Source organism: Chitinophaga skermanii, from assembly GCF_003259335.1.
Taxonomy (GTDB): Bacteria; Bacteroidota; Bacteroidia; order Chitinophagales; family Chitinophagaceae; genus Chitinophaga; species Chitinophaga skermanii.
Genome location: NZ_QLLL01000006.1, coordinates 343,955 through 366,964, shown reverse-complemented (window position 1 = coordinate 366,964; position 23,010 = coordinate 343,955). Strand labels below are relative to the sequence as shown.

Sequence of the window (23,010 nt, the reverse complement as noted above, 5' to 3'; positions counted from 1 at the left end):
ATAAAATCATCACAATGGCACAACTTAAAAGCTCGAATATTTGTTGTAACTTCAAATACACCCGGTTCCTTTATGAAAACACGTTACCCAATCGCGCTATTACACGCTCTATTCTTCTTGGTGGCTTGTTCCAGCAAGAAAACAGATGTTGATCAGCCTAGTGCTCAAGTACAAATCGAACTGCAACATAGCGTAGGCAGTAAAGTGCTGAATTTGGAGAATACTACATATCAAAACACCTACGGGGAAGACTTCACCGTAAAAACTTTCAAATATTATCTTAGCAATTTTAAACTCATCACCACGTTAGGCGTCGTTACTTTACCAGCTGAATATTTCCTTGTAGATGAGTCGGCCCCTGCTACTAAAAACATAACACTTACTATTCCGAAGTCATACGAAGTAAATGCTATTCAATTTATGCTGGGCGTAGATTCTGCCCGGAATAATAGCGGTATACAAAGTGGTGCCTTAGATCCTTTAAATGGTATGTTCTGGAGCTGGAATAGCGGTTATATTATGGCAAAACTAGAAGGTGTGTCCCCCGCTTCTAAAGAACCCACAAAAGCATTCACTTTTCATATTGGTGGCTATGAAGGGCCGTTCAAAGTACAACAGTATATCACAGTTAGCTTTCCTTCCAATATTCATATAGAAGGCGGAAAAATTACTTCCTTGCGTTTAAATGCCGATGTTGCCAAATGGATGGATGGGCCTACTCCGCTCAGTTTTACAACAATTGCTACTATTCATACGCCAGGCGAACCAGCGTACAATATTGCGCAACACTATGCCAAAATGTTCAGTTTTATCAATCATAATTAATGGGTAAAAAGATCTATATCATTTATTTTCTTGCCATTTGCTGGTTGCTTTACCAATGCTCACCAGGAAAGGATGATGTCGCACCCGTAACAGGCGATTATGTATTGAAATTACCGCCTAATTTTCCAACACCTACCTATTCCTTCGCCAACAATAAATTAACAAAAAACGGCATTGCTTTAGGGAAAAGACTTTTTTACGATCCCCGCCTTTCACGAGATGGTACTATTTCTTGTGGGTTCTGCCACCAACAATTCGCAGCATTTGCACATTTTGATCATCCATTAAGTCATGGTATTGATAACAGGACTGGTATTCGCACCGTACCGAGCTTATTCAACCTTATTTGGCAAACTAGCTTTATGTGGGATGGGGGTGTGAATCATTTAGAGGTGCAACCTTTAACGCCTATTACCGACGAAAACGAGATGGGTGAAACATTGGAGAATGTGCTTTCCAAACTGCGTAATAATACGAAGTACCGAGGTATGTTTAAAGCAGCCTTCGGTACGGAAGAAATTACAACAGAACGACTATTCAAAGCCTTAGTACAATTCATGGCCACCATGAATAGTTTTGAAACTAAGTACGACAGCGTAGTAAATAAGATTGGAAATGTACAGTTTACAACGAGTGAAGCAGCAGGGTACACAATATTCAAGGCCAAATGCGCTAGCTGCCATAAAGAGCCGCTTTTTACCGACCAAACTTTTAGGAATAACGGGTTGCCATACAATACTTTTTTAGACGATGTAGGAAGAATGCGTATTACAAATAGCACCAACGACTATCTAAAGTTTAAAGTGCCCTCGCTTCGAAATGTGATTAAAAGCCCGCCATATATGCACGATGGGCGCTTCTACAATATTTATTTGGTGTTCGAACATTACAATTCTGGTATAGAATTATCGCCTACAGTAGATCCGTTGGTACGTAATGGCCTACAATTGTCAACCCAAGATCAACAAAACTTATATCAATTCCTCAACACGCTCACCGATCTTAACTTCATTAATAACAAAGCGTTAGCAGAAGAATTGATCACCGATTGAGCTTCGCTGAACCCTTGTTTAAACATCTTTGTTTCTTTATAGGTCATTATTTGGGTATATGTGAAAGCGCTGTTACAATAATTCTTCACCCAGCAACCTAGCATGGTTTTTGCAAACTATTAGCCTTATGAAAAAAGGAAATGTGTTAAAGCTATTTACAAAGTGTTGTGTGTTGGTAATGATGTTGTTGCCTTTTTCAGTAATGCATACACAAGCCCAGGTGAAACAAGAAGTGGGCACGGCATCTTATTATGCCGACAAATTTCATGGTCGTAAAACAGCTAGCGGCGAAGTGTTCGACAATTCGGCTTTCACTGCTGCTCATAATAAGCTGCCTTTAGGCACTTATGTAAAAGTGACCAATACGCGGAACCAAAAATGGACGATCGTTAAGATCACGGATCGTTTACATGCTGCTAATAAGCGTGTACTCGATTTAACCCAAGCGGCCGCAAAAAAATTGGGTTTCTTTCATTGGGGCCTTGCCCGGGTGAAGGTAGAAGTGGTGAGTAAAGAATATGCCACCAGCCTAATAGACTCGCAACAAATGGCCATCAATTGAAGGCAACCGTGGACCGGGATTTATAAAGAATTGTTATTTAGGGGATAAAGGTCCACATTCCAAATCGAAGAATTTCTCAACTTTAAACAAAAAAGCATCGACCAGCTAGCTAGTCGATGCTTTTTTTATGCGTTTTTACTTCTTTTTAGCACTTTTCTGGGTGCGGGTGAAACAAGTAGTCACATGATCATTTGTCATGCCTGTAGCCTGCATAAATGCATAACAAATCGTAGAGCCTACGAATTTGAACCCACGCTTCAGTAAATCTTTACTCATGGCATCGGAAATCGTAGTTTTAGCAGGTACTTGGCTTAACGAGGTAAAATGATTCATAATAGGCTGGTGGTTCACAAACGACCAGATATACCTGTCAAAGCTGCCAAACTCTTCCTTTACCTTTAAAAATGCTTTTGCATTCGATACTACAGCATTCACTTTCAATTTATTACGAATAATACCGGGGTTTAGTAGCAAACTTTCAATTTTTTGGGTGTCGTATTGGGCGATTTTCGCTGCATCCCAAAAATCAAATGCTATACGGTAGTTCTCTCGTTTCGTTAGAACAGTGTACCAACTTAAACCGGCCTGCGCACCTTCGAGGTTAATCATTTCAAATAAATGGGTGTCGTTGTGTTGAGGTTTTCCCCACTCATGGTCGTGGTAATCCTTATATAAATCATCTTTTAAACACCATGCGCATCGTGTCTTTTCCATAAGCTGTTGTTTTATAATGTTCCTAGGATAACAAAATTATCGAAAAGTATTTGCTTGTAAACAAAAAGGTCGCTCCAAAATGGAACGACCTTTTAGCTGGTGTTTGTGTGCATTTTTTATTTTGAAGTAGCCATTACAAGTTGAAAATTTTGCAAGGTACTTTTTGCTGCTTCTTTAAAGCCGGCTAATATTTCCTTGGTTTCGTTAATGAAGCCGTTGCTGGAAAATTTGCCTAATACTTTTTCCATCTCTTCCATGTTCTCATACGTCATTTGGCGGAACGGGTTTTTATAATCCTTTTCGCGGGAATGGTGGATGTTATGGGTAATGGTTTCAAGTGTTTCTATGGCAATGTCGAATAGGCTTTGCAAGTTGTTGCCATCGAGTTCGTCGGCGGAAAGGCCGGCGATTTGTAACATGCTCGCAAGGGCGTGTTGTAGTTTATGCTTCTTGTAGTTATTGCTTTCGATTCGGTAATGATCGTGCAAAGCATTCCAACTTGCAATCTCACCCGATTTAATATCGTTCACAATACGCTGTAAATGCGAAGCCGGCATTAACTGTCCACCAATATTCTTCCAGTCTTCTCGTTTCGCATCTTTACAGCATGCACGTAAAGCGGGTAGATCATTCAGTTGAAACGCAGCTGCATTATTCACTAAATTTTGTACCCCGTACAGTATAATCAACGAGCGGAATAATGGATACGAACGGTGCAGTTTCAGCAATTCAACAGGTCGGTTACTATTCTCTATGCCTTTTACAAATACTTTCAAGCCTGCTACTGCTGCCGGGTTGGTGAGCAATAAGTTCTTACCAATAGCGCGCAAATCTTCTTCTAATGAAAGATTATGCTGTAACTGGTAAGCTTCACCAACGGCTGTTTCATACACAGGTAAAGCATGTAGTAACTCTTCTATGGCATCTGGTGCTAGGTAGTCGTATTCGATGTGTTGGGTTTTATCTGTACGTCGATCACGATCTACATATTTCCAGCTATTGCGGGCTAATGCATACATGTTATACATGAACCAATACCCTGGCATAATCTTCAATGTATTCGTATGATCATCATTCAACACCAAACTGAATGGGAAAGGCATACGCAGTTCATGCATATAGTTACCTTTCGAGATCAAGGTAAAGCAGGCAAATTGGGAATTGTGTTTCAAGGTAACAGAAAGCCCTGGCCAGAAACCACGACCAGCTACAATTTCACCATCGGCGCCACGCGAATTGTGGTTAGAGCCAATGGTAGCACCTGCCGCCATGTTACTCTGACCCATAATCGTTGCCGCGCACAAGAAAGAGTTATTGTGGTGTTGTTCGTGCGCTGGAAAGATGAGTGAATTCAATACTTCGCAACAAGAAATAGTAGCGTTGTTACCCAAGTAAGAATTAATCAAACGCGCACCATATTTCAATTGCGAATGTGAAGCCATTACGAAACGTACCGCTTTCACACCATAAAAAATCCTACAACCGTAACCGATAATACCATTCACAATTTCACAGCCTTCCCCAATTTGCGAAGGTGCTTCTGCACTGCTATTAACCGTTACATTTTTTACTTTATTGGCACCTTTAATGTAAGCATCACTTCCGATGATTACATCCTTCAAGATGTTACAATGTTTAATCACCGTACGATCACCTACCATGCCATAATAGCCACGCTTACGATCGAATTGTTTTTCGGTGAATTGCTTGAATCGATTTTGTAATACATCATCGGCTCGGTGGCGCGTCCATAGCCATGCATCGCCCGGTAACATACCGTCGAATGGCATCACGCTTCTACCACCATTTTCATTACACAATTCCATCCAAATTCTAACCGATTCATCTTCCCCTTCTTTCGTAATACCATTCCCGAATTTTGCATAATCCGTTGTGGCCATTTCATTCACATTGGCAATCATTACTTCGTTACCTATGATGAAATGTGATAGGAAATTGACGTTGTGCACAACAATGTTGTCGCCAAAATCACAAGATGAGATCGTACTATTATATAAACCTACAGGCAAACGTAAATTATGGAATTCCAAAAAGTAAGGTTCCAATTTGCCTATGCGCACCATCCCGAAAAAGTGACAGTGCTGCACGAGTTGCGGGTTAAACTCGTTAGCTACAAATATATTATTCCAATCGTCGGAAGTATTGTCATTCCGAACGAGGGCTTCAATTTCTTGGGCGGTCAACTTTCTATACACGTTGTCGTTCCCACGTTGCTGATCGCGCAAGTAATACTCATTTTTACCGCTTGGCAAATATTTGTCATCAATAAAATGATAACCTAAATCTTTCAACGGTTTTCTTAAAATACGGTTCATACGCTTCCTTTTAACGATTCATTACTCTACTGTAACGGATTTTGCCAGGTTGCGCGGTTTGTCCACGTCGAAGCCTTTCAATACACCGATGTAGTAAGCAAGTAATTGTAATGGAATAACGGAGATCATCGGTGCTACCAATTCATCAGCTTCTGGCACTACAATTACGTCGTCGGCCATGGCTGGAATGGTTTCATCACCTTCTGTTACGATGGCAATGACTTTACCTTTTCTCGCCTTAATTTCTTGGATATTTGAAACGATTTTCTCGTAATAAGAATCTTTCGTAGCTACAAATACTACCGGTAAATTTTCATCTACCAAGGCAATAGGGCCATGTTTCATTTCTGCTGCGGGATAGCCTTCGGCATGGATGTACGAAATCTCTTTCAATTTCAATGCACCTTCTAAAGCAACAGGGAAGTTGTAACCACGACCAAGGTATAAGAAGTCGCGTGCATCTTTATACTTCTCAGCAATTGCTTTAATTTGATCGTTCAGTTGTAATGCCGTTGCTACTTTCTCTGGTACTGCTTCCAACTCGTTCAATAAATATTGGAAACGTTGTTCATTGATACTGCCTTTTTCCGTAGCCACTTTCAGCGCCACTAAAGTCAACACTGCCAATTGCGCGGTGAAAGCTTTAGTACTTGCTACACCAATTTCAGGACCGGCGTGTGTGTATGCACCGGCATGCGAAGCGCGTGCAATAGAAGAACCTACAACGTTGCAAATACCTAAAATAATGGCGCCTTTTTCCTTCGCAGCTTCAATAGCTACCAATGTATCGGCTGTTTCGCCCGATTGTGATACGGCAATAATAACATCGCCTTGACCAATTACGGGGTTTCTATACCTAAATTCAGAAGCGTATTCCACTTCAACAGGTATGCGGCAAACTTCTTCAATAATATATTCCGCTACCAAACCGGCGTGCCAAGAGGTACCACAAGCTACAATCACAATGCGGTTTGCATTCGAAAGCACTTCTGCGTATTCCCTAATACCGCCTAAAGTTAAAGTACCATTTTTTGCATCTAATCTACCTCGCAAGCTATCGAAGATGGTTTGCGGTTGTTCGAAGATCTCTTTCAACATGAAATGATCATAACCACCTTTTTCAATCGCCGCCAATTCAATGTCGAGCTTTTGAATAAATGGTGTTTGAATCTCGTTCGAGATGTTTTTCAAGATCAATTCATCTGCTTTGATGATCGCGATTTCGTAATCGTTTACATACACAACTTCTTTTGTATACTCTACAATAGGAGAGGCATCAGAAGCTAAGAAATGTTCACCTTTACCTACGCCAATAACGAGCGGGCTACCTTTTCTTGCAGCAATAAGTGTGTCGGGGTGATCTTCATCCACAATCACAATTACATACGCACCAATCACTCTTTTCAACGCAATACGTACCGCTTCTTCAAGCGAGCATTGGTTGTTATTTTTAATATCTTCAATAAAATGAATCAAAACTTCGGTATCGGTATCGCTCTTGAAAACATGACCCTTTTTGATCAGCTCTTGTTTCAATTGCGCATAGTTCTCGATAATACCGTTATGAACAAGGGCTAGTTTCGAATCGCTCGAATAATGGGGATGAGCGTTACGATCAGATGGTTCTCCATGGGTAGCCCAGCGGGTATGGCCGATGGCAATATGGCTGTGCATGTTTTTACCGGTTACAAACTCTTCGAGTTGCGATACTTTACCTTTTTTCTTATAAACTTGTAAACCTTCGCCGTTGCAAATGGCAACACCCGCGCTATCATAACCACGGTACTCTAGTCTTTTCAATCCTTTCAATACAACGGGGTAAGCCTCCCGTTTTCCAATGTAGGCTACTATTCCACACATAAAATATTAAGGGCTTTTGATTAATACTTACATTCTCTGTTATGCCGCAATATGCACTTTAAATGCGAATTCAACACCGAATCGGGGTAATAAACTACTATTGCAAGCATGGGGTTAAAACGAAAAAGGCACCCCAATGACGAGATGCCTGTTCGCTTATTCGGTTATACTAAATTACGTTTATTCTACGGATGAATAAAACACATTATCATTATCTATATATCTATAGCGGTATTTTACTTTGCGTAAAGCCTTGTAAAACTGCTCTCCTAGCGGTTTTTTCTCATCGAGCATCGTGTTTGTGAAATTTGTTAATTGCTCGTTATCATTGATTTCTTTCGTGTTTACAGGTTGGATACCGCTCGTTGCCAAATACCAAGTGGCATCTAATTTGTTCTTTTTGTACTTGTAAAAATAGACAATCGCCGGTTTGAATTTGTACGTTGTTTGCTGCTTTCCGAGGTAAACAATTGTATCAATATTGTCATACGAACGAATATTTGCATATAATATTGCTAGTGCAATTTCATCTTGCTTGGTATATTTTGCAGGCATTTTATCCACGCGGCCAATGCCTTTTAATGCACGGTATAACTCCATGCGGTAAAGTGGTTGATCGGCTATTTTTTGTAATGTACTATCCGGGAAGGTTTGCTTGTTTTTTAAATACAAGGCTGCCAAGCTAATTTGCTGCGCCGGGTTTTTTATTTGCTCGTATTTCTCAAAGAACCTAGCCGCGTTTTTATTCGTGTTCTTGTACGGGAATAACAAGGTGGCGTAGGTCGACAATTCTTCATCTGCCTCTTCTTTCGATTTACTCGCACTTACCGGGGCATCATCTTCATCATCTTGGTCGTCTTCTTCGTTCGATTGGTTATTCAGCTCCCGCGCTGCTGCTTTTAATACGGCTATGCGTGCATCGAAGGCAATTTGGTTTACATCGTCCTGGTAACTGGCGGTGGAAACAATATTGCTATCTACCATTTCCGCTAACAAGGTATAAATAGGTACTTTGTAGTCGTTCATGGTTGTTAATTGCAACATTTCCGGGAAAAGCGTTTTCGCTAGCTGTAGCGAATCGCTCATATCGTCGGTTAAATACGCGAACGTACCCAAGTTGCTGAAAATCGGGGTTTCTTTCAACATGGAACGCTTAGTAATATCAAACGATTCTTTCGTTTGTTGGGCAATCAATGTGCTTAATACCGCGTATTGAAAACGCGTTGTATCATTGGCATCAATGTATTGTTTTTCAAGGAAAGGGAGTATGGCTGGATGCTTGATGGATTTTAGCCCGTACATTAAGTTCGTTTTTACATCTAAGTAATTCTTCTCCGAACTTGTCATACCCTGTACCATTTTAATAATCTGAGGCGCATCTTCATCCCTAAACACAAAATTCCCCACGTAAGCACGTGCACGCGCCTTCGTAGTGCTATCCGTAGCATAAAAGTCTTCGAAGAACTGGGCGCTTTTACTTGCATATAATGGTTTACCAATCAGTGTATCTTTCGGTGTAAAGGTGTTGAAGAAGGTTTGCACAAATTCCGATGGCCCACTCAAACTATCATACACGCTCGTTAAATAGTACTGTGTACCTTGACGAATAATAACTTTAGCCATTATGTTGCGCAAGCTATTCGTATCGCGTACATGCACCACCAATTCCTCGCCGTAAGGTTTCATTGATTTCTGTTGGCGCATAATTACATATCCACTGTAATCATCTAAAACCTGCTTCCAAAAGGCGGTGCTGTCTTTATAACTAGTATAATCGCCTATGCGGTAGAAGCCTACATGCACTGCTTCACCGGTACTATCATTGGCGAATTCACGGCTTTTACCATTGGCTATAGTATTATTGGGTGCCTCATCCGGAGAATACATGGTATTAATTAACTCGTTGATTTCATCGAGTGAATTAGGCTGAACGGAAGTTTGCACGGTGTAATACAAGGCTGTATCCACGTATTTCTCCACTTTTCCATATTGCGGCTTCTTAAATTCGAATGAATTCAAGTAATTGTTAGCTTGTTGAGGATTACCGGTGAAACGTGTACTTAACATGTACATCATATTACCTTTCAAAATGAAACGGGTAATGGAAGTAGAATGATCGTGGTTCGCTGTTTGTACTTGTAAGCATGGGTAACCTTTGTAGTTAAAGGTGCTACGCTTAGTAACGTTCTTCACAAACTCACTTTCTAAAAAGGCTTCTTCTGCAAAGCTTAATTCTACGCTATCTTCATCGAGGTTCGGTGTTTCCCACGTTTTAGTAACCAGTAAGAAGCTATTTTTTGTGTTTTTATCTACCGCGCTCAGCTCTATCCGTTTACCCATGTTGCGTAAACTATTGTAGTTGCCCTGCAAATATGATGGCGGAATAGATATGCTATAATCTTTGTAGAAGGGCGTATAGGTCGACCATGCACCGGTGGCCAGTGGTTTTAGTTTGATGGAGGTAAAGAATTCATCCGCAGCACCACTATCCAAATAATCACCTGTACCACTCATTTTAAATAAAATGATCTCGAACGGGGTGATAAAGATTTGATGCCGTTGTAAATCGCCACGGCGTGTTTTGTTTTTGATATCAAATCCTACGTAGCCATTATTCGTAATTTGTTGCTTGCTTAATATTTTGCCGGCAATGTTTTCATACAACAAACTATCTACTCGCTTATACACATCTTGCTCGTTTTGTCCCAATTCCAAAGCATTCGTTTTTACCCGGCTCACCAAGTAATAGGCGCCATTGGCTAAATCGGCATACTGTAATTGGTTCAATACTGTTATGGAAGAGAAGTTAAATAGTTTGCCCGGTACACGCATGCTAATCCAGCCATCTTCCGAGTTGTAATCGGTGTAATGTACCGGTACGTTTACTTTCTCCAAACGCTCTTTCTCGTTGCTTAATTGGTTGGTCATTTTAATAGGACGAACTGTGTAACCCGCTTTGCGTAATAACTTAATCAAACCCCTGTCGCCAGGTAAGTGAGCAGCGCCCACACCGGCAAACAAGCTGCTGGTTTTGATGATCGAGTCAATGGAATGGAACATATTGTCATTACGCTTGTACAAGAACTTTTCTAAGAAAGCGGTAGAACGCGATTGTTTTGCTTGTAACGAGTCTAACATGTCTAAATCGCCTTTTCGGTAAGCATCAGTCATTAGTTCTTCCATGTTCACAACGTTCGTTGTGCTGGCATATTCTCGGTTTTTATTCTTCTTTCTTTCATTGGCATCATCTTTAAAGGCATCGAGCATAAGTTGCTCCGATTCAAAGAAGTTTTCTACGCCGGTGGCGCGTTTGCCTAGCTTTTTACCTACTTGGTAAATATACATATCGAGGAAAGTATCCTCTTCAAAGTCTTCTTTTGAAGCATAACTACGGTACAGCAAATGGTTGATCATTTGCGGTTGGTATACAAGCCCAGCTTTTAGAATGTCTTTATAATTGTTAATGGTGAAGGCTCCCCGCTTGGTAGAATTTGGATTGCTAACATCTACGCCCATGGCCGTAATTTTTAGCATCTTGGAGTTGGAAAAGTCTTCTTGCAGTTGTTCCGGGTTCGACTCTAAGGCCACCACGTCTACATTCTTGATACAATTGTAAAAGGAATCACTCAGGTTAAAAGCCAGCTTGGCGCTTACGTGCATGGAACCGAATACATAACTCGGTTTCTTTAAGCCATTGCCACTGATTTCCCAAAGTAAGCCTTGGTATTTTTCTTTCTTTCCTTGGGCAGAAAGTTCGACACTGTTGATGTTGATAACTAGCAGTAATAGTAGGTACTTAATGACGTTGTTCATAATTGGGTCTAAATAAATTGTAAGGCTCTCTTCGGCATAATATTTTGTTTAGTAAATATAGGAAAAACAAATGGCCCAGGTGTGTACCCGGGCCATCATGTTGCTGTAATTTCTTGGCAGCTATTTCAATAATGTTGTTTCAAACAATTTGAGAATACGCTTATACTCATCTGTCCAGCCGCTTGGTGTGGTAAACCCATGGTCTTCTACAGGGTAAACAGCCAGTTCCCAGTTATCTTTCCCTAATTCTATCAAGCGTTGCGATAAACGCACGATATCTTGGAAATGTACGTTCGTATCCACCATACCGTGGCACATGAGTAATGTACCTTGTAGGCCACTCGCAAAGTTGATAGGCGAGGAGCGGTAAAACGCAATACTATCGGTATAAGGTTCGTTGAGGATGTTTGACGTGTAACCATGGTTGTAATGTGCCCAATCCGTTACAGAACGTAAGGCCGCCCCGGCAGCAAATTTGCCCGGCTTGGTAAACATAGCCATTAAGGTCATGAATCCACCATAGCTACCACCGTACATGCCTATTTTATCTTTATTGATGCCTTGTTGGGCAATCAAGTAATCGGCCGCATCTACATGATCATCTAAATCTTTACCACCCATGAAGCGGTAAATACCTGTTCTAACATCCCTACCGTAACCAGCGCTACCTCTATAATCTACGTCCATTACCGTAAAACCACGTTCTACAAGCAGGTTGTGGAACATATATTCACGCTGGTAAGAACTCCACCATTTGTGTGCATTTTGTAAATACCCGGCACCATGTACGAAGATCACGGCTGCGCCGTTTTTCTTACCGGCTCCAGGTGTATATAAGCGGGCATAAACAGTTTGACCATCTTTCGCTTGGAAAGTGATGACTTTCGGATCATACCATTTGTACGACTTAAACTCTTCAGATTGTGCAAGGTGCGTGATTTGCGTAGCTTTTGCACCTGGTTTGTTTTCTTGCAAATACAATTCCCAAGGCTTCGTACTATATGAATAACGGAAAGCAATCCATTTTTCATCCGGCGAAAGTGTAACCTCGTTAGCACCCTCCATCGTAGTAATACGGGTAGCTTGCTTGGTAGCAATGTTCAAACGGTAGAATTGTTTTTCGCCCGGGTGCACTTCGTTGGTAGTGATATAGAATGATTTTTTATCGTTCGATAATTGCGCTGTTTGTACTTCGTATTTACCACTTGTTAAAGCAGTTTCACTACGGTTCGCTACATTGTACGTGTACAAATGCGAATACCCCGATTGCTCCGATTGGTACCAGCAAGTATGATCATCTATCCAGCCAATAGCACCGCCGCCAAAGCGCCAGCCAATACCAGGCCCGGCAATCCATGCTTCATCACGTTGGCGGTTCAATAATTCCAATTTGCCAGTAGCTAATTGCAACAACATTATCCAACGATCTTTATTATCCTGTGAACGGATATCCACGATGGCATGGGTACCATTAGTAGAATAAATAGGCCCGTTAATAACCACTGCACGGGGTTTGGGCTTTGTAGAATCTTCTGGATAATCCTTCACATAATCGGGCAAATCACTAATACCGGGGATTTGATTCGTTTGAATGCTGATCACCGTATCGGCTACACGATCGAATATATAAGTTTCGTAAGTTGCTTGGGGGTTGCCCACTTTCGCACCGGCACGGATGTCGGTTGTATAGCCTGTTTCCGTTACAAATGCTGGAACAATGGTACCGGCCGGCTTAGGATTTTTAACTAAAGTGTAGGTAATGAATCGACCATCAGGACTAATACCCGCACGGGATAATTGCTTTCCTTCTAAGTATAGAGTACGTAAACCTTTCTCTTTCGGTAGGCTGTTGTTATATGCTGTTGCCGCATCTTTCTTCTCTTTTTCTGCGCGCAGTACCTCGAATAACTGTTGTTGTTGGTTCTTCAACCATTTTTCTTGTGCCGTAACAGGGGCAGCACCGCCGCCTTGTGGTTTACTTTCTTCAGAGAAGTTCGTCAGCTGGATAGTTTCGCCGGAAATAATGTCCCATGCAAAGAAATCCGAGCCACTACGGTATACTATTTTTTGTTCGTTGAAGCCAAATTGCGGACTATTTTCATAAGCTTGTGTTTGAGTAACACGTTTCTTTTTGCCGGTTTTTACATCCAGAAAGAAGATATCGCCCTTTTCAACAAAAGTATAAGCCGATTTATTGTTGTTATAGTTAACGTTGTTGTTCACGTAAATCCCTGCACGATCTGCGGCCTGGGTTTTGCGGGGAGTAAGTTGGCCAAGGGAAACGAAGTACATGGAGTCGGATAATTGCTTGGTAGGATTCCAATTGAAATACAAGGTCTTACTGTCTAAACTCCAAAATACTTCGTCGGGCGATGTGCCGACCCATTTTTGGTCGCGCATAATTTTCTCTACAGACAAAGGAGCTAACTGGGCAAAGGCAGCACTAGCTGGCCAGAGCGCGGTTAGGGTTAGTAGAATTTTCGAAAATTTCATAGCAAAAATGTTGTGTAAAAGCTCGGTGTAGTTGGCCTTCACCGGTAGTTGATAAAATGTTTGGTTGTAACCCAATAGATAAAAAAAGTATAATTTGTTTTGCAATATAATAACTTAGCATCCATGAAATACGTCTTATTGATGGTCGGTTGCCTAATAAGCCTATTGGCTTGCCAAGAACAACCGAAGGAGCGGCCGCAGATCCCAGTTGCTGAGGATAGTACGTTTTTAACGGGAAGGTTCTTCATTGTGCGACATGCCGAGAAGTTTCCCGGTTACGATACTGTACTTACAGAAGCTGGTCGTGCAAGGGCAGGGGAGTTGTACCGCTTGGTAAAGGATAGCGGTATTGTGAAGATTTATTGCACACCCTTCTTGCGCAGTATTGAAACAGCCGATTCATTGAGAATACAAGCGGGTTTGGATACCGTTATTTACAATGCCGATACCACGGGGGAGGATTTATTGTATAAACTGTCGAAACACGAAGATTGGGGGAAGAAAATCCTCATCGTCGCTCATAGCAATACCATTATTCCTATCATTAAAAACTTCAAAGGAAAACCCGGTATGGACTCCATCCCGGATAACGACTATGGCAACCTATTTATCGTTGATAAACAATATAAAGCAGATGCCACGGTGAAGCGTAAACGCTTCTAACCCTAAGTAAGAGGTATTCGCACATAAGATAAATACCGAGTATTCAATATGTTACACGATATATAAAGCAGTAGCCAGTTTTTATCATCAAGCTGGCCACTGCTTGAATAAGTAATTGATTCTTATATTGCTAGCTGGAGTATTATATCATTACTAATCTTTTCCTGCATACCCAATTCTTCTTCATAATACTTACTTTGTCGTCTAAGCTGACTTCTAAATAACGAGCAAGTAAGCTCCATGTACTTTCCATGTAGTTTCCATGTAGTTTCCAAGTAAATTCCATGTAACCACCGTGTAATTACATCGTGTTTCTAAGCTAATTAATGCGTTACTACATCGTATTTACATCGGTGTTCTATCGATGTTCACCTTACGTTTTACCTAACGTTACCCTATCAGACCCTATTATTTGCCTATCCTTACCCTATCTCAAGCCTATCTCAAGCCTATCCTTACCCTATCCCAAGCCTATCTCCACCCTATCCTCCAACAATCTATCTGTTTATAAATCAATAGTTTGAACAAATAAAAAAGCGCCTCGACCTAGGTGGAGGCGCATCAATTAGTTGTATATGAATATGTTATAGTAAAATGCCGTTCAGCAAGCTGTACGCTACCGAGAAATAAATGATCAAACCGGTTACATCTACTAAGGTTGCCACAAAAGGAGCGGAGGAGGTTGCAGGATCGGCGCCGGCACGTTTTAAGATGATGGGTAACATGGAGCCCGTAATCGTTCCCCACATCACCACACCTAATAAAGTTACACCTACTGTTGTGCCAATTAGAATGTAATGTGGGCCATATGAATGGAAAATCATACTCCATATGATAATCCTAATGAAGCCTATAATCCCCAATACTGTACCCAATAAGAAACCACTCGCCAATTCCCGGCGCATTACTCGCCACCAATCACTTAACTTGATCTCACCCAAGGCCATGGCTTGAATAATAAGGGTAGATGCTTGGGAACCACTATTACCACCACTGGATATAATTAAGGGGATGAAAAGTGCCAATACAACGGCTCTTTCTAACTCGCCTTCAAAGAAACCCATGGCAGTGGCAGTAAGCATTTCACCAAAGAACAAGATCACCAGCCAGCCAACACGTTTCTTTAATAGTTTTAGGAGCGAAATGTCTAAGTAGGGCTCATCCAATGCCTCGGTACCACCAATCTTTTGGATATCTTCCGTGTGCTCTTCATTCGCAATCCATAACATATCATCAATCGTCACAATGCCCAGCATAACGCCGGAGTCATCTACAACAGGCAAGGCTACACGGTTCTCCATCCGGAATATTTGGATGGCTTCCTCTTGGTCTTCATTGGCATTCAACGAAACAAAACGGTCGTCCATTAATGTACTAACTTCCGTTTCAGGATCTACGAGTAAGAACTCACGGATTCTGAAGTCATCCAATAAAATCCCCTTATCGTCGATCACGTAAATAACATCAATCGTTTCTGAGTCTTTACCGTTCTGACGAATATGGTCGAGTACGCGCCTTACCGTCCATTTCTGTTTAACGGCTAAATAATCCGGCGTCATAATACGACCTACGCTTGTTTCCGGGTAACCGAGAAGCGATAGGGTAATACGACGTTCTTCCGGGTCGAGGAGTTTGATGAGTTCCTTTACGGCCGTGCTGGGTAATTCTCCAAGGAAGGAGGTACGGTCATCCGGGGGCAATTCATTCAGTAATTCCGCAATCTTGGTAGCGGGTAATTCTTTAATGATTTCCTCCTGTTCAGGGAACTCTAATATTCTGAAGGCCGCGGCTGCGCGGCTGATTGTCAATAAATTGATAATATTTGCACCCTCTTCAGGCTCATCGCTAATGAGCTCAACAATATCGGTAATCAACTGGTCATCCAGGTATGCACGTAGCTCCTTATGATCCTGTTGGTGCGATAATTCCTGGTACTTTTCTAATAAAACTTCATTTTCCATAAACCAGCTCCTGTGAGGCGAAAATAAGAACAAATCCAATAAGCGTGCACTTTACGTGTACTAGGCTAAACGCAATTCGCGTGATAAATTATTGTAACATGTTTGAAGGCTTCATAGTTTAAATCGTTATAAAATTTCGGCTACATGCTTCCGGATGTTGGCACTCATCGTATCTAGCGGTAAGTCATTGGCGTCTTTACCGAATGGGTCTTCAATCTCTTCAGCAATCAATTCCAAGCTAGCTAACACGTAAAATATAAATACCGACATGGGTATAATAAAGTATCCTACACTAAAAACGTACCCAAATGGTAAAGTCATTACGTAGAAGAAGATAAATTTCTTAATGAACGCGCTGTACGAGAATGGGATAGGGGTATTACGAATTCTTTCACACGCACCACAAACATTTGTAAACGTACTCAGTTCCTGGTTAATCGTAATCAGCTGATCGCCCGAAATTAACCCTTGGCGGTACAAGGCTTGTACTTCTTGGAGCATATGGCCGGCGATTTGATTAGGGATGTGCTGGTCTATTTTAAGGGTAGCGGGGTCGAAGTTGTGGGTATGTTGAAGTTCTTCTATCGATTGATTGTTGCGGAGGTGGTTCTTTAAGGCATAGGCATAATTGGGGATCATAATACGGAAATAGTCACGGATGGCTACCCCAGGTGGTAGAATGGCTTGTATCTTCAGCGCTAAATTACGGCTATCGTTTACCAAGCTGCCCCATAACTTGCGGCCTTCCCACCAGCGGTCGTAGGCCGTGTTGGTTCTGAATACCAAAAGCAAGGAAATCACAAAACCCAAAAGGCCATGCATCATGGAAATATTACTCAGCCCGTTCTTCGTGCCGGAGAGCTTCCAATATTCCAATTCGAAATAAGCCACCACGGCTGCGTACACCGCGAGGCAAACCATTAAGCGCCACAGTTTTTGTACCGTGTCGGCCTTATGTACTCTAAAAATGAACGTAAACCAATCTTTCGGGTTATAATTGACCATGCATTTAGTTTTGCGCAAAAATAATCGTTAATAGAAAAATTATCACGCGCAAATACAACATTGTTGTATCAAATTTTTGATAACTGGTTGCTTTAGTGTTATTTTACGGCTCTTTTAAGGATCATTTATGATAAAGCCATATTTGTATATTGCCAAAACAAAAGGCAAAGGTAGAGGTGTATTCACCCGTGAACGCATCCCCGCAGGCACTCGGATTGAAACGTCGCCGGTATTGGTATTGTCGTACGACGATACCCAAACGGTAGACACTACCAAGTTGCACAACTACATCTTTCTTTGGGGTGCCCGCGAAACACGTTCGTGCATAGCCTTAGGATTCTGTTCGATCTATAACCACGATTATGATCCAAATTGCGAATACGAAATGGATTTCGACCAGGAAACGATGAGCATCATCACCCGCAAAGAAATTAAGAAAGGGGAAGAGTTGTGTATCAACTATAATGGCGATGTAACCGATACTTCGCCCGTTTGGTTTGATGTGAAAAAGCGCGAGGAGAAATAATCTCCCCCCTTATAAAATAGTTAAAAGCAAGCAGCCGGTACCGGCTGCTTGCTTTTTTTATGTGCCCTTGTTATTCCGGAAAAATCCCTAATATTGTAAAATATATAAGTACTTATATAATTTTGAACATGAGCTTTTATCCTACTCTCGGTTACCTAGTGTTCGGCACGCGTTTACGACGCCTGAGCGAGTATTTTTTGGCAGAGGTGAACAAGGTATATGAACAGCAGGGTATTGCGTTTGATGCCAGTTGGTTCCCGGTCTTCTACCTCGTAGCAAATCACCCCGAACCACCTACATTAATGGACATGGCCACGCAACTTGAAGTGTCGCACTCGGCCGTTAGCCAGTTGGTTACCAATCTAAAAAGCAAGGGCTTGGTGAAAACAAGCAAGTGTAAAGATGATGGCCGCCGGCAATTGGTTGTACTTACTAAGAAAGGAACAGAAATGTTAGCTACAGTACAGCCAATTTGGGATGCTATTGCCCAAGCGATGGAAAATTTAAGCGATGAAGGGGCACACAGTAAGCTGGTACTGCAAGCTGTGGCTGAGATTGAACAGGCAGTAGAAAAAACTTCTCTTTCTGAACGTATACTCACTGCCATGCATACTCGTAAATAGTAACACCAAAACAATCTTCTATATACATCTCAAAACAACCATAATGAACAAGATTTTTAAATACGGCATCGATCACCTAACGGTTGCAAAAGCTATCGCGATTGCAAACGGCGAGGTGAAAGGCGAGTTAGTGGCGGATGCGCATGCCCGTGTGGCAGCGAGCTACGCGCATGTGCAAGCCATTGTAAAAAATCATACTACCGTATACGGCATTAACACGGGCTTCGGACCACTATGCGATACCAGTATTTCGGAAGAAGACACGCAGAAGTTACAATACAACATCTTACAAAGTCATAGCGTTGGCGTGGGCAATCCCATCCCGGAAGATGTAGCGCGCTTGATGTTGATTACGAAAGTGCAAGCGCTTGCACAAGGTTATTCAGGGATTAACCCGAAAACATTAGAACGCATTATCTGGCATATCGATCATAACGTTACACCACTTGTGCCTGAGAAAGGTTCCGTAGGTGCTTCCGGTGATTTAGCGCCTTTATCGCATTTGTTTTTGCCTTTAATTGGATTGGGTTTTGTTTACTATAAAGGTGAAAAAGTACCCGCAGCAAAAGCTTTACAAGCCGAAGGTTTAGCGCCAATTGCGCTCGGTCCTAAAGAAGGTTTAGCACTCATTAACGGTACGCAATTCATTCTTGCATTTGCTGTGAAAGGTGTTGAACGTTTACACAATGCTTTAGAAGCAGCCGATTACATTGGCGCGCTTTCCTTAGAAGGTTTAATGGGTACTAACAAGCCATTCGATCCGCGTTTACACGCAATTCGTCCTTTCCCGGGTAACCGTTTAGTAGCACACCGTTTGAATGCGTTGCTGCAAGATTCACAAATCATGTATTCGCATGTAGATTGTGGTCGTGTACAAGATCCATATTCATTACGTTGTATGCCACAAGTACATGGTGCTTCCCGCACTGCTTGGGCGCATTTGAATGAACTTACCACTATAGAGTTGAACGCGGTAACGGATAACCCGATTATCTTCTCAGCAGAAGATACTATCAGCGGCGGTAACTTCCACGGTCAACCTATGGCCATTCCTTTAGATTATGCAACAATTGCCGCGGCAGAGTTGGGTAACATCTCCGATCGTCGTTCTTATATGATGATTGAAGGTCGCTTCGGCTTACCGAAGTTATTGATGGATGATGCCGGCTTGAATTCTGGTTTCATGATTCCACAATACACAACGGCCGCTTTGGTAACAGAGAATAAAACCTTGTGTTTCCCTGCGAGCGCCGATTCTGTTCCTACTTCACTGGGCCAAGAAGATCACGTATCGATGGGCTCGATTAGTGGTAGAAAATTGAACCAGGTAATTGGCAATTTGGAATACATTCTTGCCATTGAATTACTATACGCTGCACAAGCGGTAGATTTCCGTCGCCCGTTGAAAACAACGCCGGTGCTGGAAGCCTTACATAATTATACACGTGAAAAAGTGGCTTTCGCTGATAAAGACCGCATTTTCGCTTACGATATCGAAGCGTTGCACGCGATCATTGCCGATCAATCTTTCGTACGTGTTGGTAATGAAGCTGCTGCTTCTTTTGGTGTTAACTTAAATGGAATTTTCGATGAACAGTTCAAACTTTCTTAATAAATACGCGGCACACCCGCATTATACAGCGCCAAGAGGTGCAGAATTAAACGCACAATCTTGGCAAACAGAAGCGCCTTTGCGCATGTTGCTCAATAACCTCGATGCACAAGTAGCCGAAAATCCCGACGACCTCGTTGTTTACGGTGGTATCGGTCAAGCTGCCCGCAACCGCGAAGCTTTACAAAAAATCATCGAAACGTTATTAACGCTCGATGAAAATCATTCGCTACTTGTACAATCAGGCAAGCCTGTAGGGGTGGTTCGTACGCACCCGCAAGCGCCACGCGTACTTATTGCCAATAGTAACCTCGTACCTAAATGGGCTACATGGGAACACTTCAACGAACTCCGCGCAAAAGGCCTTATGATGTACGGTCAAATGACGGCCGGTAGCTGGATTTACATTGGTACACAAGGAATTCTACAAGGTACTTACGAAACGTTTGTAGAATGTGGTCGCCAACATTTCAATGGCGACTTAACAGGTAAATTACTCGTAACTGCCGGTATTGGTGGTATGGGTGGTGCACAACCTTTAGCTGCTGCTATGGCCGGTGCTACTTTCTTAGGTGCCGATGTAGATGCAAGCCGTATCCAAAAACGCATCGATTCTAAGTACATCGATCGCATGACTCACTCTTATGAAGAAGCGATCCAATGGGTAAAAGAAGCACAAGCCAAAGGCGAAGCTTTATCTGTTGGTTTAGTAAGTGATGCTGGCGATATGTTGGAAAAACTAATCCGCGATGGTATTACCCCAGATATCTTAACCGATCAAACGTCTGCACACGATCCTATCAATGGTTATGTACCGAATGGTTTATCGTTGGAAGAAGCTGCTGCATTACGCGTTAGTGATCCTGCACAATACAAAGCATTATCATTAAAAAGCATGGCACGCCATGTAAGCTTAATGCTTGAATTACAAAAACGTGGTGCAGTAACATTCGATTACGGTAACAACATCCGCGAATTCGCAAAAGAAGGCGGTGAACCGAATGCATTTAATTTCCCTGGTTTTACACCGGCTTATATCCGCCCATTATTCTGCGAAGGTAAAGGACCGTTCCGTTGGGTAGCATTATCTGGCGATCCAGAAGATATATACACAACCGACCGTGCTTTAATGGAAGCATTCCCCGATAATAAACCTTTACATAACTGGTTAACGAAAGCCCAAGAACGCGTAGCCTTCCAAGGTTTACCGGCACGTATTTGCTGGTTAGGTATGGGCGACCGTGAAAAGGCCGGTTTAATCTTCAACGAATTAGTAAGAACAGGCAAAGTAAAAGCACCTATTGTAATTGGTCGCGATCACTTAGACTGTGGTTCCGTAGCTTCTCCAAACCGCGAAACTGAATCTATGAAAGATGGTTCCGACGCGGTATCTGACTGGACACTGCTTAACTTAATGAGCAACACCGCTGGTGGTGCTACATGGGTATCTTTCCACCACGGTGGTGGCGTTGGTATGGGCTATTCGCAACACGCCGGTATGGTAGTGTTAGCCGATGGTACCGACCGTGCAGCTGAGTGTTTAAGAAGGGTATTGCACAATGATCCTGCATTGGGTATTTTCCGTCATGCTGATGCCGGTTACGAAACAGCGCAACAATATCAAAGCGACTTCAATCTAAATTTCTAATAATTACTATCAAAACTGGGAAGGGAGTAGTGCATAGCGATATACACTATCTCCCTTCCATCTTTTTTTTAAAACGAATCTTATGCAATTAATCGGCCCGTTTAAACAAATACTTCCTTTAACAGGTTTGCCGTTGAAAGGAGCGTTAAAGGATGAACAACTAAAGATCATTGAAGAAGGTGGTGTAATTGTAGATGGAAGGCACGTAGTGGCAGTAGGTTCGTTTCATGCATTGCAAGAAGAATACCCCCAGGCGAATATGCAGCATATCGATTATCCCGCCGTGCTGGTACCCGGTTTTATAGATTGTCATACACATATTTGCTTCGATGGCAACCGCAGCCGCGATTATGCTATGCGTATTGCCGGTAAATCTTATTTAGAGATTGCCCGTGCAGGCGGCGGTATTTGGGATTCTGTGACCAAAACACGCCAAGCTTCCGAAGAAGTATTGATAAATAATACAGTGGCCCGCGCCAACCGTCATTTACACGAAGGCGTTACTACTATTGAAGTAAAGAGTGGTTATGGTTTAGATGGTGAAAATGAATTGAAAATGCTACGCGCTATCAACGAAGCATCGATGCGAACAGAAGCTACCATCATATCAACCTGCTTAGCTGCCCACATGAAACCTAAAGATTATGAAGGCACAGAAGAAGCGTATTTGCAATGGGTACTCGATGAATTATTACCCACTTTGCAAGCCGAAAATTTAACCAACCGCGTAGATATCTTCATCGAAGAAACCGCTTTCAATACCCAAGTAGCACAAACCTTCCTAGCAGCCGCTGCAGCTAAAGGGTTTGAAATTACGGTACATGCCGACCAATTTACAACGGGTGGCTCTCAAGTAGCCGTGGCTGTAAATGCTGTATCTGCCGACCACCTCGAAGCTAGTACCGATGCTGAAGTAGCTTTATTAGCGGAATCGAATACCGTAGCGGTTGTATTACCAGGTGCTTCATTGGGATTGGGGATGCAATATGCTCCAGCTAGGCAATTATTGGATGGCGGTGCTTGCGTAGCGATTGCGAGTGATTGGAATCCAGGTTCTGCTCCTATGGGCGATTTATTGCTACAAGCTGCTGTAATGAGTGCTGCGCAAAAATTATCAGCAGCCGAAGTCTTTGCCGGTGTTACAGTAAGGGCTGCCAAAGCTTTGTCGCTACAAAATGTAGGTACCATTGCTACCGGTATGGATGCCGATTTACAAGCTTACCCTTGTTCCGATTACCGCGATATCTTATATTACCAAGGCAAATTGAAACCTGTGCAAGTTTGGAAGCACGGGCACCCAATATTTTAACACCCAAA

General features: G+C 42.3%; 17 protein-coding genes. 9 read left to right on the top strand and 8 right to left on the bottom strand.

The features are described 5' to 3' along the window. The first annotated feature begins 72 nt into the window (after window positions 1-72). The 3 genes from LX64_RS17225 to LX64_RS17215 all read left to right on the top strand — a co-directional run bounded on the left by LX64_RS17225 (window position 73) and on the right by LX64_RS17215 (window position 2,439). Window positions 73-825: an MbnP family protein gene (locus tag LX64_RS17225; protein WP_111598920.1), complete on the top strand. Its 753-nt coding sequence runs from the start codon at window positions 73-75 to the stop codon at window positions 823-825. After that, window positions 825-1,877 carry a cytochrome-c peroxidase gene (locus LX64_RS17220; protein WP_111598919.1) on the top strand — a complete coding sequence of 351 codons (1,053 nt, stop codon included), beginning with the start codon at window positions 825-827 and terminating at the stop codon, window positions 1,875-1,877. Before LX64_RS17225 ends, LX64_RS17220 begins: the two co-directional genes overlap by 1 nt. Before the next feature lie 127 nt (window positions 1,878-2,004). Then, window positions 2,005-2,439 carry a septal ring lytic transglycosylase RlpA family protein gene (locus tag LX64_RS17215; protein WP_111598918.1) on the top strand — a complete coding sequence of 145 codons (435 nt, stop codon included), beginning with the start codon at window positions 2,005-2,007 and terminating at the stop codon, window positions 2,437-2,439. Window positions 2,440-2,574: 135 nt separating this feature from the next. Here LX64_RS17215 and LX64_RS17210 read toward each other — a convergent pair whose 3' ends face one another. From LX64_RS17210 to LX64_RS17190, 5 genes are all read right to left on the bottom strand, one after another. Next, window positions 2,575-3,153: a DNA-3-methyladenine glycosylase I gene (locus LX64_RS17210; protein ID WP_111598917.1), complete on the bottom strand. Its 579-nt coding sequence runs from the start codon at window positions 3,151-3,153 to the stop codon at window positions 2,575-2,577. A gap of 116 nt (window positions 3,154-3,269) precedes the next feature. After that, a complete protein-coding gene (locus LX64_RS17205; protein ID WP_111598916.1) occupies window positions 3,270-5,489 on the bottom strand; it encodes a DUF4954 family protein in 2,220 nt (739 codons plus the stop codon). Between the two features lie 21 nt (window positions 5,490-5,510). Further along, window positions 5,511-7,349, bottom strand: coding sequence for a glutamine--fructose-6-phosphate transaminase (isomerizing) (gene glmS / locus LX64_RS17200; protein WP_111598915.1), 1,839 nt, complete (start codon window positions 7,347-7,349; stop codon window positions 5,511-5,513). A gap of 180 nt (window positions 7,350-7,529) precedes the next feature. Continuing rightward, the gene (locus tag LX64_RS17195; protein ID WP_111598914.1) at window positions 7,530-11,162 is read right to left on the bottom strand and encodes a TraB/GumN family protein; all 3,633 of its coding nucleotides are present in this window, start codon (window positions 11,160-11,162) and stop codon (window positions 7,530-7,532) included. Window positions 11,163-11,282: 120 nt separating this feature from the next. Beyond that, complete coding sequence (locus LX64_RS17190; protein WP_111599100.1) at window positions 11,283-13,655, bottom strand: S9 family peptidase; 2,373 nt, start codon at window positions 13,653-13,655, stop codon at window positions 11,283-11,285. A 123-nt stretch (window positions 13,656-13,778) separates the two neighbouring features. On the opposite strand from LX64_RS17190, the gene LX64_RS17185 reads away from it, so the two are divergent. Further along, entirely contained in the window at window positions 13,779-14,318 is a 540-nt protein-coding gene (locus LX64_RS17185) for a histidine phosphatase family protein (RefSeq protein WP_111598913.1), read from the top strand. Window positions 14,319-14,460: 142 nt separating this feature from the next. Here LX64_RS17185 and LX64_RS26070 read toward each other — a convergent pair whose 3' ends face one another. From LX64_RS26070 to LX64_RS17175, 3 genes are all read right to left on the bottom strand, one after another. Continuing rightward, a complete protein-coding gene (locus LX64_RS26070; RefSeq protein WP_158538659.1) occupies window positions 14,461-14,604 on the bottom strand; it encodes a hypothetical protein in 144 nt (47 codons plus the stop codon). Window positions 14,605-14,902: 298 nt separating this feature from the next. Beyond that, window positions 14,903-16,279, bottom strand: a complete 1,377-nt coding sequence (gene mgtE, locus LX64_RS17180; RefSeq protein WP_111598912.1) for a magnesium transporter — start codon at window positions 16,277-16,279, stop codon at window positions 14,903-14,905. Between the two features lie 126 nt (window positions 16,280-16,405). After that, the gene (locus LX64_RS17175; protein ID WP_111598911.1) at window positions 16,406-17,284 is read right to left on the bottom strand and encodes a bestrophin family protein; all 879 of its coding nucleotides are present in this window, start codon (window positions 17,282-17,284) and stop codon (window positions 16,406-16,408) included. Between the two features lie 127 nt (window positions 17,285-17,411). On the opposite strand from LX64_RS17175, the gene LX64_RS17170 reads away from it, so the two are divergent. The 5 genes from LX64_RS17170 (at window position 17,412) to hutI (ending at window position 23,002) form a co-directional block, all read left to right on the top strand. Further along, on the top strand, window positions 17,412-17,810 hold the full coding sequence (locus LX64_RS17170) for an SET domain-containing protein (protein ID WP_111598910.1): 399 nt from the start codon (window positions 17,412-17,414) through the stop codon (window positions 17,808-17,810). Window positions 17,811-17,938: 128 nt separating this feature from the next. After that, complete coding sequence (locus tag LX64_RS17165) at window positions 17,939-18,433, top strand: MarR family winged helix-turn-helix transcriptional regulator (protein WP_111598909.1); 495 nt, start codon at window positions 17,939-17,941, stop codon at window positions 18,431-18,433. Between the two features lie 43 nt (window positions 18,434-18,476). After that, a complete protein-coding gene (gene hutH, locus LX64_RS17160) occupies window positions 18,477-20,045 on the top strand; it encodes a histidine ammonia-lyase (protein WP_111598908.1) in 1,569 nt (522 codons plus the stop codon). Continuing rightward, on the top strand, window positions 20,023-21,693 hold the full coding sequence (gene hutU / locus LX64_RS17155) for a urocanate hydratase (protein ID WP_111598907.1): 1,671 nt from the start codon (window positions 20,023-20,025) through the stop codon (window positions 21,691-21,693). The genes hutH and hutU overlap by 23 nt, the downstream gene beginning before the upstream one ends. 82 nt (window positions 21,694-21,775) lie before the next feature. Continuing rightward, the gene (gene hutI / locus LX64_RS17150; protein ID WP_111598906.1) at window positions 21,776-23,002 is read left to right on the top strand and encodes an imidazolonepropionase; all 1,227 of its coding nucleotides are present in this window, start codon (window positions 21,776-21,778) and stop codon (window positions 23,000-23,002) included. Window positions 23,003-23,010: the final 8 nt, after the last annotated feature.